The organism is Pseudomonas sp. MPB03 (assembly GCF_046605385.1).
In the GTDB taxonomy this organism is placed as follows: Bacteria; Pseudomonadota; Gammaproteobacteria; order Pseudomonadales; family Pseudomonadaceae; genus Aquipseudomonas; species Aquipseudomonas zanjanensis.
This window is the reverse complement of sequence record NZ_CP176770.1, coordinates 5,898,754-5,910,735: the sequence shown is the minus strand read 5'-3', so window position 1 is coordinate 5,910,735 and position 11,982 is coordinate 5,898,754. Positions and strand designations below refer to the sequence as shown.

The 11,982-nt window shown below is 62.9% G+C and carries 11 protein-coding genes; 2 read left to right on the top strand and 9 right to left on the bottom strand.

The window, feature by feature from the left end; all coding sequences use genetic code 11:
- Nucleotides 1-32: 32 nt before the first annotated feature.
- The 4 genes from arfA to leuS form a co-directional block, all read right to left on the bottom strand.
- Nucleotides 33-197 (bottom strand): alternative ribosome rescue factor ArfA, encoded by a 165-nt coding sequence (gene arfA, locus ACLH0I_RS25760; RefSeq protein WP_030140368.1) that lies wholly within the window; start codon nt 195-197, stop codon nt 33-35.
- Nucleotides 198-459: 262 nt separating this feature from the next.
- A complete protein-coding gene (holA, locus tag ACLH0I_RS25755; protein WP_250965945.1) occupies nt 460-1,497 on the bottom strand; it encodes a DNA polymerase III subunit delta in 1,038 nt (345 codons plus the stop codon).
- Between the two features lie 39 nt (nt 1,498-1,536).
- On the bottom strand, nt 1,537-2,142 hold the full coding sequence (gene lptE, locus ACLH0I_RS25750; protein WP_411385712.1) for an LPS assembly lipoprotein LptE: 606 nt from the start codon (nt 2,140-2,142) through the stop codon (nt 1,537-1,539).
- A 90-nt stretch (nt 2,143-2,232) separates the two neighbouring features.
- Nucleotides 2,233-4,839: a leucine--tRNA ligase gene (gene leuS / locus ACLH0I_RS25745; RefSeq protein WP_411385711.1), complete on the bottom strand. Its 2,607-nt coding sequence runs from the start codon at nt 4,837-4,839 to the stop codon at nt 2,233-2,235.
- 293 nt (nt 4,840-5,132) lie between these two features.
- On the opposite strand from leuS, the gene ACLH0I_RS25740 reads away from it, so the two are divergent.
- Nucleotides 5,133-5,453: a hypothetical protein gene (locus ACLH0I_RS25740; RefSeq protein WP_181289424.1), complete on the top strand. Its 321-nt coding sequence runs from the start codon at nt 5,133-5,135 to the stop codon at nt 5,451-5,453.
- Nucleotides 5,454-5,556: 103 nt separating this feature from the next.
- Nucleotides 5,557-6,318 carry a YdcF family protein gene (locus tag ACLH0I_RS25735; RefSeq protein ID WP_250965943.1) on the top strand — a complete coding sequence of 254 codons (762 nt, stop codon included), beginning with the start codon at nt 5,557-5,559 and terminating at the stop codon, nt 6,316-6,318.
- Nucleotides 6,319-6,468: 150 nt separating this feature from the next.
- Here the strand turns inward: ACLH0I_RS25735 and lnt are convergent, their stop codons facing one another.
- The 5 genes from lnt to miaB all read right to left on the bottom strand — a co-directional run bounded on the left by lnt (nt 6,469) and on the right by miaB (nt 11,906).
- Complete coding sequence (gene lnt, locus ACLH0I_RS25730) at nt 6,469-7,992, bottom strand: apolipoprotein N-acyltransferase (protein WP_411385710.1); 1,524 nt, start codon at nt 7,990-7,992, stop codon at nt 6,469-6,471.
- A gap of 27 nt (nt 7,993-8,019) precedes the next feature.
- Nucleotides 8,020-8,859, bottom strand: a complete 840-nt coding sequence (locus ACLH0I_RS25725; RefSeq protein ID WP_186706560.1) for an HlyC/CorC family transporter — start codon at nt 8,857-8,859, stop codon at nt 8,020-8,022.
- A 40-nt stretch (nt 8,860-8,899) separates the two neighbouring features.
- Nucleotides 8,900-9,358 (bottom strand): rRNA maturation RNase YbeY, encoded by a 459-nt coding sequence (gene ybeY / locus ACLH0I_RS25720; protein ID WP_186730301.1) that lies wholly within the window; start codon nt 9,356-9,358, stop codon nt 8,900-8,902.
- Nucleotides 9,351-10,361 (bottom strand): PhoH family protein, encoded by a 1,011-nt coding sequence (locus tag ACLH0I_RS25715; RefSeq protein ID WP_186706558.1) that lies wholly within the window; start codon nt 10,359-10,361, stop codon nt 9,351-9,353. Before ACLH0I_RS25715 ends, ybeY begins: the two co-directional genes overlap by 8 nt.
- A 216-nt stretch (nt 10,362-10,577) precedes the next feature.
- Complete coding sequence (gene miaB, locus ACLH0I_RS25710) at nt 10,578-11,906, bottom strand: tRNA (N6-isopentenyl adenosine(37)-C2)-methylthiotransferase MiaB (RefSeq protein ID WP_186706557.1); 1,329 nt, start codon at nt 11,904-11,906, stop codon at nt 10,578-10,580.
- Nucleotides 11,907-11,982: the final 76 nt, after the last annotated feature.

Here is an 11,982-nt window from a genome sequence, read left to right as displayed (position 1 = left end):
TGCGAAAGGGGCGTAGGGCTTGTCCGAGTGTTTCAAGCGGCCAGAAAGCAAGAAGCCTCCCAGTTGTCAGACTGGAAGGCTTCGCGGCGGTAGCTGCCCTTGCCCTTGGCGGGTCGTTCCTGGCGGCTGCGGAACAGGGGCTGGGCGACGATGGACTTGGCCTTGTTGGGGCCATGCCTGGATGGCTTTTTGCTCATGATGGGTACTCTCGTGGGGTGGTTTTTGCGGGGCAAATCATGGGACAGAGTTGGGTGGTTGTCCAGTCCCTGCATTGCGTAGGAAATGTCATCTGAGGTGAAGCGCTTTTGTGGCGAGGGAGCTTGCTCCCGCTGGGCCGGGCTGGCGTTCCAGCGCGCAGCGGCCCTGTTTTTTTGGGTCTGCTGCGCAGCCCAGCGGGAGCAAGCTCCCTCGCCACAACAGCATTCTTGTCACAAAAAATCTGTTGTCTGGAAACGAGGGTTATTCAGCGGGCAAGGAGAGCCGCTGCCCGGCCATCAACAGCGACAACCGACTGAGGCTCATCCACGGCGAGCCCGCGGCCTGGCCCTTGATCTGCGCGTCGATGCGTTGGGCCTCGAGCAGCAATTGCGCCCAGCGCGACGCGGAATAGCGCTGCAGGGCCTTGCTCATCAGCGGTTTGCGCTTGTCCCAGACGGGCGGGCGGGCCTGGCTGAAGGCTTTGTCCAGCGGTACGCCCTGGCTGTATTGCAGGGACAGGTTGGCCAGCAGGCGCAGCTCCCGAGCCAGGGCCCAGAGGATGACCGGCGGCTCGACGCCTTCGCCCCGCAGGCCTTCGAGCATGCGCAGGGCATGGGCGGCCTCACCGTTGAGGATCGCATCGGTCAGCCCGAAGACATCGAAGCGCGCACTGTCGGCCACGGCGGCTTGCACCGTTTCCACGGTGATCTGCCCGCCCTCGGCCATCAGCTTGAGCTTTTCGATTTCCTGGGCAGCGGCCAGCAGGTTGCCCTCGACCCGGGCGGCAATCAGCTCCACTGCGTCCTGTGTGGCCGAGAGACCCGCCTGGGACAGGCGCTGACGAATCCAACTGGGCAACTGGCTGACGTCCACCGGCCAGATCTGCACGAACTGGGTCTGCGGGCCTTCCACCAGGGCTTTGCCCCATTTGGTCTTCTGCGCGCTGCCGTCAAGTTTCGGCAAACTGATGAGCAGCACCGTGTCTTCGGCCGGGCGTGAGCAATATTCGATCAGCGCGGCGGCGCCCTTGTCACCGGGCTTGCCAGACGGCAAGCGCAGTTCCAGCAGGCGTTTTTCGGCGAACAACGACATGCTCGCCCCTGCCTGCAGGAGCGTGCCCCAGTCGAAACTGGCATCGGCGGCGAAGACCTGGCGTTCGTCGAAGCCTTGTTGGCGAACGGCGCAGCGGATGGCGTCGGCGGCTTCCTGGCACAGCAGCGGGTCATCGCCGCTGATGATGTAGACGGGCGCAAGCGTGCCTTGCAGGTGTTTGCCGAGTTGGGCGGGAGCGAGCTTCATAAGAGAAGGCGAGCGGGGCGCCGGAGCGCCCCGCAAGGCTTATTCAGCCGGGATCTGCATCGGCGACTGCTGCGGGGTTTCCGCTTCAGCCTTGCGTGCCGCTTCCAGCGCTTCGGCTTCGGCCTTGGCCTTGGCGTCGGCGGTCTGTTGCAGCTGGTCCAGTTGGGCCGGGCTCAGCTGTTGCAGACGCAGCATCATGCGTTGCACGAGGTCACGACGCATTTCGTCGCGCACTTCGCTCGACTCCTGGTCGGAACCGGTGATGTTGTTGCCGTCGTGCAGGTAGACCTTCTGTACCTCCAGCTTGTCGTCCAGCAGCACCAGATCGTTCTGGCCGCGGATTTCATAGCTCAGCACGTTGTTCAGTTCGTATTCGGCCGCACGACCGGCGCCGGCATAGCTCAGGCTGCGCTGGCTTTGCTGTTCGCGGGTCAACACCAGCTTGTACGGCGCTCCGCCGTAGACTTTCACGCCGCTGTTTTCCAGGTTGTCGCGCAGCATCTTGACGGTTTCGCCATAGGCGTCCCGTGCGCTGAGGTCCAGTTCGTTGATCGCCAGCTCGGTGGTGCCGGTGCCGCGCAGTTGGAAGCCGCAGGCGCTCAACAGGACCGCCAGGCCCACTACCAGCAGATTACGTTTGATCATCTTGTTGCTCCCCTTGAACCCTATGGGGGTCGACCAGGCGACCCCGCAGGTTGTATTCGGCGCCAGGCTCGAGCCTGGCGCCCGATCCAATTAGCTTGCGACGATGTTGACCAGCTTGCCGGGCACGACGATCACTTTGCGAATCGTCAGACCATCGACGAAGCGCAGCACGTTTTCGTTGGCCCGTGCAGCGGCTTCGACTTCTTCGCGAGTGGCGGCGGCCGGCATTTCGATCTGGCCGCGCAACTTGCCGTTGACCTGGATGACCAGGGTCAGGCTGTCCTGCACCAGCGCGGTTTCGTCCACCAGCGGCCAGCGTGCATCGATCACCGGGTCGGCGTGACCCAGTTGATTCCACAGCTCGTGGCTGATGTGCGGCGTGATCGGCGCCAGCAGCAGCGTCACGGCTTCCAGGCCTTCGTGAATCAGTGCGCGATCCTGCTCGGTGCCTTGGGCGGCTTTTTCCAGCACGTTCATCAGCGTCATCACCTGGGCGATGGCGGTGTTGAACTTGTGGTTCTGGCCGACGTCATGGCTGGCCTGCTTGATGGCCAGGTGGATCGAGCGGCGAACGGCTTTCTGCTCGTCGCTCAGGCCGGCGACGTCCAGTTTGCCCGGCAGGCCCTGGCTGACATGGGCTTGGGCCAGGCGCCAGACGCGCTTGAGGAAACGGTGCGAGCCTTCGACGCCGGAGTCGGACCATTCGGCGCTCATGTCAGGTGGCGAGGCGAACATCATGAACAGGCGGCAGGTGTCCGCGCCGAACTGGTCGATCATCGACTGTGGGTCGACGCCGTTGTTCTTCGACTTGGCCATCTTCTCGGTGCCGCCGATTTCCACCGGCAGGCCGTCGGCGATCAGCTTGGCGCTGATGACCTTGGCCTTGCTGTCGCGTTCGAGTTCGACGTCGCTCGGGTTGAACCAGGTGTAGGCACCGTTGGCTTCGCGACGATAGTAAGTCTCGGCGATCACCATGCCTTGGGTCAGCAGGTTCTTGAACGGCTCGTTGGAGCTCACCAGGCCTTCGTCGCGCATCAGCTTGTGGAAGAAGCGTGCATAGAGCAGGTGGAGAATGGCGTGTTCGATGCCGCCGATGTACTGGTCCACTGGCAGCCAATGGTCCGCCGCGGATTTTTCCACCAAGCCACCTTCATAGTGCGGCGAGGCGTAGCGGGCGTAATACCAGGAGGACTCGACGAAGGTGTCCATGGTGTCGGTTTCACGCTTGGCTGGCGCGCCGCATTTCGGGCAACTGCACTCATAGAATTCAGGCATGCGTGCCAGGGGCGAACCGGCGCCGTCGGGTACGACGTCTTCCGGCAGGACCACAGGCAGTTGGTCTTCCGGCACCGGTACGTCACCGCAGGTGTCGCAATGCACGATCGGGATCGGGCAGCCCCAGTAGCGTTGGCGGCTGATGCCCCAGTCACGCAGGCGGAACTGGGTGCGCGAGGCACCGAGGTTCTTCTTGATCAGGGCGACTTCGATGGCGTCGAACGCACCGGCGAAATCCAGGCCGTTGAACTCGCCGGAGTTGATCAGCTCGCCGTGTTCGCCGTAGGCGTCCTGCCAAGGTGCCGGGGTCTGGTCGCCCGCGCTGGTGCGCACCACCGCCTTGACCGGCAGGTTGTACTTGTGGGCGAATTCGAAATCACGCTCGTCGTGGGCCGGCACGGCCATGACCGCGCCGTCGCCGTAGTGCATCAGCACGTAGTTGGCGACCCACACCGGCAGTTTTTCGCCGGTGAGCGGGTGCTCGACGAACAGCGACGTCGGCAGGCCTTTCTTCTCCTGGGTGGCGACGTCGGCTTCGGCGACGCTGCCGCCCTTGCATTCGGCGATGAACGCCTGCAGCTCAGGGTTGTTGCGGGCGGCCAGGGTCGCCAGCGGATGCTCGGCGGCCACGGCCACATAAGTGGCGCCCATCAGCGTGTCGGGGCGGGTGGTGAAGACTTTCAGGGTGCCGGCTTCGCCGATGGAGGCGACGTCGTACGGGAACTGCACTTCCATGCCCCGGGACTTGCCGATCCAGTTGCGCTGCATGGTCTTGACCTGCTCGGGCCAGCCGGTCAGCTCGTCGAGGCTCTCCAGGAGTTCATCCGCATAGGCGGTGATCTTGAAGTAGTACATCGGGATCTCGCGCTTTTCGATCAGCGCGCCGGAGCGCCAGCCGCGCCCGTCGATCACTTGCTCGTTGGCCAGTACGGTCTGGTCCACCGGGTCCCAGTTCACGGTGCCGTTCTTGCGGTAGATCACGCCTTTTTCGAACAGGCGGGTGAACAGCCATTGTTCCCAGCGGTAGTAGTCGGGCTTGCAGGTGGTCACCTCGCGGGACCAGTCCACCGCCAGGCCCAGGCTGCGCAGCTGGGATTTCATGTAGGCGATGTTTTCGTAGGTCCACTTGGCGGGCGCCACGTTGTTCTTCATCGCGGCGTTTTCCGCCGGCATGCCGAAGGCGTCCCAACCCATGGGTTGCAGGACGTTCTTGCCTTGCATGCGCTGGTAGCGGGAGATCACGTCGCCGATGGTGTAGTTGCGCACGTGCCCCATGTGTAGCTTGCCGCTGGGGTAAGGGAACATCGACAGGCAGTAGTAAGTCTCCTTGCCTGGCTGTTCACTGACTTCAAAGGACTTTTGCTCGTCCCAGAACGACTGGGCGGCGGCTTCGATTTCACGGGGCTGGTAGTGTTCGTGCATGGCTACTTTTGTACTGAATGGGGTGGCCCAATCCTCTTCGTGGCCATGCTGGGCGCAGACGACGCCGAATGCGGCGTTTTCGATGCCCAGCCAAGCTGGAAGTGGAGTTACAGGAAGCGCCGTAGCATACATGACCGCGCTCTACCGAGGGAAACCTTAGATTGCGTGTCGACCATCGACGACCCCAGGCGATGACCCGTGTTCAGGGCCGTTGGTCGCGGCGCCCTGCCGGTTTGCCCAGCGAAGCTAAGCTTCTCAATGGGGAGTGAGTCTTATCTTCAATGAGGTGAGGGATGGTTGAATCACAACGAAAAGTCGCTACACCTGAGTTGTATGAAAAATTGATCGATCGTCTCGGGGTGGCCCTGGACGCTGCAAGAACCGCCGGTCGCTTGCGTGATGAGCGCCCGGCAGAGCTGGAGCTGCGTGGCTTGAGCCCCGCAGAGTTCGAACTGGTCAAGGCCTACCTTGAGCAGGTCGGGCACCAGGCCCCCGCAATCGGGGCCCAGGCAAACAAGCGTCTCGATGCGCCCCGTTCGGCCAAAGTCGTGTGGCTCAAGGACCGGACGCCTGACAAGGATGCTGTAAAGGTCCGGTCACTGCAGTTCAAGTAACGCCGGATTCACGCGTGTCGCTTTTTTTGATTCAAGGTTTTTTCGAATCTGTTGTCGCTTTGCGTCAACCCACCTAGGCTTCGGGCATCTATGGAGATGCCCGATGCCGTTTCGCTATTTCATCAAACAACTTTTATTGCCTCCCGGCATTCTTTTGCTGCTGTTGGCGCTTGCCTGGTGGTGGCGCCATTCACGACCGCGCCTGGCCCGCCTGTGTTTCGTCGTGGGCTTGGGCGGCTTCTGGCTGATGAGCCTGCCGGTGGTGGTGCAGTGGAGCGCCAAGGCCTTGGAGCGTGATCCACCGCTGCTGCGCAGTGACTGGGCGACCCTGGCCCAGCGTGCCGACGCCATCGTGGTGCTGGGCTCCGGTCGCGAGCGCGGTGACCCGGCCTGGGGGGCCGACCAGCCCACCGGTGTGGGGCTTGAGCGCCAGCGTTATGCGGCGCGGCTGGCCAAGGCTTCGGGCTTGCCCGTGCTGACAACCGGGGGCTTGCACTATGGCACCCCGCCCAGCGAGGCCAGGCTGATGGCTGACTCGATGCGCGATGATTTCGGCGTGACCGTGCGCTGGCAGGAAGAGCGCAGCCGCACGACCTGGGAAAACGCCCAGATGAGCGCCGAAATCCTGCTGCCCGCCGGCATCAAGCGAGTCGTGGTGGTCACCCAGGCCTGGCACATGCCGCGGGCGGCCTGGAGTTTCGAACGCTCGGGGTTTGAAGTGGTGCCGGCGCCTGTCGGCTTCCTGGGCCAGGACAACGCCCGGCCACTGGGTGGCTGGATGCCGGAATTCAAGGCGATCTGGCAGTCCGGGCAACTGATGAACGAGGCGGTGGGGCTGGTGGGGTATTGGTTGTTCTACCGCTGAAACACCGCGTGGAGTGAGCTGATCGCTGTTGTGGCGAGGGAGCTTGCTCCCGCTGGGTCGCGAAGCGGCCCCAAAAAAAGGGCCTGCTGCGCAGGCCAGCGGGAGCAAGCTCCCTCGCCACAGGGTTTTTCATTCACATGGGGGAACGAGTTAAACCGTCCTGGCCATCCGGCTCGCCATCAGCGCCCAGCCCAGCAACAACACGCACAAAACGATCAGCGGCCACGAGCGCCATTGCAGGTACGGGGTCAAGCCGTGCATCGGCACTACTTCGCCATACAGGATGCCGCGCTCGAATTGCGGGATCTGTGCGGTGATCTGGCCGAAGGGGTTGATCAGGCCGGTCACGCCGTTGTTGGTGGCGCGGATCATCCAGCGGCCGGCCTCCAGGGCGCGCATCTGGGCCATTTGCAGGTGTTGCAACGGGCCGATCGAGGTGCCGAACCAGGTGTCGTTGCTGATGGTCAGCAGCAGGTCGCTGCGCGCCGACAGGCTGGCGGCAAACTCCGGGTAGACCACTTCATAGCAGATGAACGGTGCGATCTGGTAACCCTTGGCTTGCAGCAACGGCTGGTCGGCCGGGCCCCGGGCGAAGTCCGACATGGGCAGGTCGAAGAAGGCGATCAGGCCGCGCAGGATGTCCTGCAGGGGCACGTATTCGCCGAACGGCACGAGCTTTTGCTTCAAATAAGTACCGTCACCTTCGCCGGTCACGGTGATGCCGTTGTAGTAACGCTTTTCGTGGCGCACCACTTGCCGAATCGGCACGCCGGTGATCAACGCCGACTGCCGTTCAGCGGCGAAGTTGCCCATCATGTCCAGGTAGCCCTGGGCGGACTCCTTGAGCACCGGCACTGCGGTTTCCGGCCAGATCAGCAGGTCGACGCGCTTGGAGGCGAAGCTCATGTCGCGGTACAGCGCCAGCTGCGCATTGAGCTGGTCGGGGTCCCACTTCATGCTTTGTTCGATGTTGCCCTGGATCGCCGCGACACTCAGCGGCTCGCCCGAAGGGCTGGTCCAGGCATGGCCCTTGAGCGCCATGCCGGCCACCCATGGGCCGATCAGCAGCAACACGCCCGCGGCAATAAAGCCTTTGCGGGCACCGCGGAGCAATCGGGGCGCGTTGTACAGCAGCGCGGCGGTCAGGGCCAGGGTGAAGGAGATCAGCCACATCCCGCCCAATGGCGCGAGGCCGGCCAGGGGGCCGTCGAGTTGGCTGTAGCCGGAATACAGCCACGGGAACCCGGTGAGAAACCAGCCACGAAACGCTTCCTGGCCCAACCACAGCGCGGCGAATGCCAGGGCATCGGCCAGTGGCGCCTCGTTGCGGCGCAACCAGCGCGCCCACAACCAGGCGGGCAGGGCGAAGAACCAGGCGATGGCGGCGATGAACAGCAGCATCAAGAACCCGGCGAGCAGCACCGAGGCGCCACCGAAGTTGTGGATGCTGACGTAGATCCAACTGGTGCCGGCACCAAACAAACCGAAACCGAAACACCAGCCACGGCCCAAGGCCTGGCGCGGCGAAAGCTCGCGCAGCCCGGCGTAGAACAAACCGACCGCCAGCAATGCCAGCGGCCAGATATCGAACGGCGCCAAGGCCAGGGTGGTGATCGCACCGGCCGCCACGGCCAGCAAGTTACCGGGCCAGCCGGGGCGGGTTGTCCAGCGCATGTGTGTCCTTAGCGGGTCTCGCAGGGGTTATCGGCCAATGGGTGATAGGCGCAGCAAGTGAATTCGACGGCTGTCGGCATTCAGGATGCGGAAGCGCCAGGAGCCGATTTCCGTGGTTTCGTTGCGCTTGGGCAGGTGCCCGAAAGCACTCATCACCAAGCCGCCGACGGTGTCGAACTCATCGTCGGAGAACTGGCTGTCGAAGAATTCGTTGAAGTTCTCGATCGGCGTCAGGGCCTTGATCAGGAAGTCGCCGCTGGGCAGTGGCTTGATGTAGCTATCTTCCTCGACGTCGTGCTCGTCCTCGATGTCGCCGACGATCTGCTCGAGCACGTCTTCGATGGTGACCAGGCCGGCCACGCCGCCGTATTCGTCGATGACGATGGCCATGTGGTTGTGGTTGGCGCGGAATTCACGCAGCAGCACGTTCAGGCGCTTGGACTCGGGCACGAAGGTAGCCGGGCGCAGCAGGTCCTTGATGTTGAAGCTGTCGCCGTTCTCCTGGAGGATCAGCGGCAGCAGGTCCTTGGCCAGCAGCACGCCCATGACATCGTCATGGCTCTCGCCGACGACCGGGTAGCGCGAGTGAGCGGAGTCGACCACGGCGGGCAGGAATTCACGCGGGGTCTGGGTCGCCTTGATGCTGACCATCTGCGAGCGCGGGACCATGATGTCCCGCACTTGCAGGTCAGCGACCTGGATGGCGCCTTCGACGATGGCCAGCGCTTCGCTGTCCAGCAGTTTGTTCTGGTGTGCATCGCGCAGCAGCTCCAGCAGCTCCTGGCGGTTTTTCGGCTCATGGGCAAAAGCCTGGGTGAGCTTGCCCAGCCATGACTTCTGCCCGTTGGTCGATCGATCTTCGCTCATAGCGATTACTCTGAATCCTTTGTCGTTACAGGTTGATGTATCAGTGTTCGTCGCCGGCGTAGGGGTCGGGATGACCCAGCTCTGCAAGCAACGTTCGTTCCAGCGCTTCCATTTCTTCGGCTTCGTCATCTTCTATATGGTCGTAACCCAATAGATGCAAGCAGCCGTGAATCACCAGATGGGCCCAGTGGGCCTCGGATGTCTTGTCTTGTTCCGCCGCTTCACGCTCCACCACCGGGACGCAGATCACCAGATCGCCCAGCAGCGGGATGTCGAGCAGTTCGTCGGGAACATCGGCGGGGAACGACAGCACATTGGTGGCGTAGTCTTTCTGCCGCCAGGTGTGGTTCAGTTCACGGCCTTCGGCTTCGTCCACCAGGCGGATCGTCAACTCGGAATCGGCGCTGCGCTGGCGCAGGGCCAGTTCGCACCATTGGCGGAACTGGGCTTCGCTGGGGGCGGCGTGTTCACAGGCCACTTGCAGGTCGAGTTCAAGCATTGCGGCCATTGCCTTTGCTTTCGGCCAACTCTTCCTCGGCGCGATGCTCGAAACGCTCGTAGGCTTCGACAATGCGCTGCACCAACGGGTGGCGCACGACGTCCTTGGGCATGAAATGCGTGAAGCTGATGCCCGGCACGTCCTTGAGCACCTGGATCACATGGTTCAGGCCGGACTTGGTGCCCCGGGGCAGGTCGACCTGGGTGATGTCCCCGGTGATGACGGCGGTGGAGCCGAAGCCGATCCGGGTCAGGAACATTTTCATCTGCTCGACCGTGGTGTTCTGGCTTTCGTCGAGGATGATGAAGCTGTTGTTCAGGGTCCGGCCGCGCATGTAGGCCAGCGGCGCAACCTCGATGACTTGGCGCTCGATCAGCTTGGCGACGTATTCGAAGCCGAGCATTTCGTACAGCGCGTCATAGAGCGGGCGCAGGTATGGGTCGATCTTCTGGGCCAGGTCGCCGGGCAGGAAGCCGAGTTTTTCACCCGCTTCGACCGCCGGTCGCACCAGCAGGATACGCCGCACCTGTTCGCGTTCCAGCGCATCGACGGCGCAGGCCACGGCCAGGTAGGTCTTGCCGGTACCGGCCGGGCCGATGCCGAAGTTGATGTCGTTGCCGAGGATTTCCTTCACGTAGCGCTGCTGATTCAAGCCGCGCGGGCGAATCATGCCTTTTTTCGTGCGCAGGGCCACGGCAGGTTCCGACGGGGCGGGGTTGTCGAGTTCTTCGACAGCCGACTCCTGGAGGAACAGGTGGACCGTATCCGGCGACAGCTCGCTCCCCTTGGTTTCCCGGTAGAGACGGCGCAGCAGGTTTTCCGCGGAGGTGGTGTGCTTGGGTTCGCCGATCAGTTCGAACTGGTTTCCGCGGTTGCGGATCTCGATGGCCAGGCGCTGTTCGATCAAGCGCAGATGCTCGTCGAATTGCCCGCACAGATTGGCGAAGCGGCGAGCCTCGAAGGGCTCGAGAATAAAGCGATGTGGTTCGATGGGTGCGTTCAAGGTCGTTTTTAGCCGCCCAGGGGCAATTAAGGTGAAATCAAGGATAACGCCAGTAGGCTGGGTGCGAAAGCTCTTAAACAGGCGAATCTGATGACAGGGTTTGGCACGGCCACTGTGGGAGCGAGCTTGCTCGCGATGGGGGCCTCACATTCAACCTGGGTATTGACTGTGATACCGCTATCGCGAGCAAGCTCGCTCCCACAGGGGAATAAGTGCTCACTGAATGAGCGAACCCCGCAGCGAGTGCGGTTGCGCGGCGTCGATGTGCACGTCGGCGAACTGGCCGATCAGGGCCGGGGTGTCGCAGCGGAAGTTGACGATGCGGTTGTTTTCGGTGCGTCCTTGCAGCTCGCCCGGGTCTTTTTTCGAATAATCGGTCACCAGAATCCGCTGGACGGAACCGACCATTTGTCGGCTGATCTCGAAACCTTGCTGGTTGAGGCGGTGTTGCAAGGCGTTGAGCCGTTCTTTTTTCAGTTCTTCCGGGGTTTCGTCCGCCAGGTCGGCCGCCGGGGTGCCAGGGCGTTGGCTGTAGACGAAGGAATAGGAGAAGTCGAAGCCCACGTCTTCGATCAGCTTCATGGTTTGCTGGAAATCTTTCTCGGTTTCGCCGGGGAAGCCGACGATAAAGTCCGAGCTGATGCAGATACCGGGCACTGCGGCGCGCAACTTGCGCAGTTTGGATTTGTACTCCAGCGCCGTGTGGTTGCGCTTCATGGCCGCGAGGATCCGGTCAGAGCCCGATTGCACCGGCAGGTGCAGGTGCTTGACCAGTTCGGGAACCTCGGCGTGGGCCTGGATCAGGCTGTCGGAGAACTCCAGCGGGTGGGAGGTGGTGTAGCGGATGCGGTCGATGCCGTCCACTGCCGCCACGACGCGGATCAGTTCGGCGAGGTCCGCCAGGCGCCCGTCATGGGTCAGGCCGCGATAGCCGTTGACGTTCTGCCCCAGCAGGGTCACTTCGCGCACGCCGTTTTCCGCCAGGTGGATGATCTCGGCGATCACGTCGTCGAACGGCCGGCTGACTTCTTCGCCGCGGGTATAAGGCACCACGCAGAACGTGCAGTACTTGCTGCAGCCTTCCATCACCGACACGTAGGCACTGGGGCCGTCGATGCGCGGTTCGGGCAGGTGGTCGAATTTTTCGATTTCCGGGAACGAGACGTCCACTTGCGGCAGTTTGGTGCTGCGGGCGGCGTCGATCATCTCCGGCAGGCGGTGCAGGGTCTGCGGGCCGAAGACCACGTCCACGTAGGGCGCGCGATCACGAATGGCGGCGCCTTCCTGGCTGGCCACGCAACCGCCCACGGCGATGACCATCTCCGGGTTGGCCAGCTTCAGTTCACGCCAGCGGCCGAGCTGGGAATACACCCGGTCCTGGGCGCGTTCGCGGATCGAGCAGGTGTTGAGCAGGATCACGTCCGCGTCTTCGGCGCGAGCGGTGACTTCCAGGGCCTGGTGTTCGCCCAGCAGATCGACCATGCGCGAGCTGTCGTACTCGTTCATCTGGCAACCGTGGGTTTCGATGTAAAGCTTCTTGGCCATGGACGGGGTCATCACGTGATTCAAAGAACCGCGCATTATAGAGAACAAGTCCCTGGGTTCCCACCGCTGTGCGAAC

Bases quoted from the DNA above. Each gene is read 5' to 3' on its own strand.
- ACLH0I_RS25725 (WP_186706560.1), bottom strand. From the start codon at position 8,859: ATGAGCGAAGATCGATCGACCAACGGGCAGAAGTCATGGCTGGGCAAG.
- arfA (WP_030140368.1), bottom strand. From the start codon at position 197: ATGAGCAAAAAGCCATCCAGGCATGGCCCCAACAAGGCCAAGTCCATC.
- lnt (WP_411385710.1), bottom strand. From the start codon at position 7,992: ATGCGCTGGACAACCCGCCCCGGCTGGCCCGGTAACTTGCTGGCCGTG.
- miaB (WP_186706557.1), bottom strand. From the start codon at position 11,906: ATGGCCAAGAAGCTTTACATCGAAACCCACGGTTGCCAGATGAACGAG.
- ybeY (WP_186730301.1), bottom strand. From the start codon at position 9,358: ATGCTTGAACTCGACCTGCAAGTGGCCTGTGAACACGCCGCCCCCAGC.
- leuS (WP_411385711.1), bottom strand. From the start codon at position 4,839: ATGCACGAACACTACCAGCCCCGTGAAATCGAAGCCGCCGCCCAGTCG.
- ACLH0I_RS25740 (WP_181289424.1), top strand. From the start codon at position 5,133: ATGGTTGAATCACAACGAAAAGTCGCTACACCTGAGTTGTATGAAAAA.
- lptE (WP_411385712.1), bottom strand. From the start codon at position 2,142: ATGATCAAACGTAATCTGCTGGTAGTGGGCCTGGCGGTCCTGTTGAGC.
- ACLH0I_RS25735 (WP_250965943.1), top strand. From the start codon at position 5,557: ATGCCGTTTCGCTATTTCATCAAACAACTTTTATTGCCTCCCGGCATT.
- holA (WP_250965945.1), bottom strand. From the start codon at position 1,497: ATGAAGCTCGCTCCCGCCCAACTCGGCAAACACCTGCAAGGCACGCTT.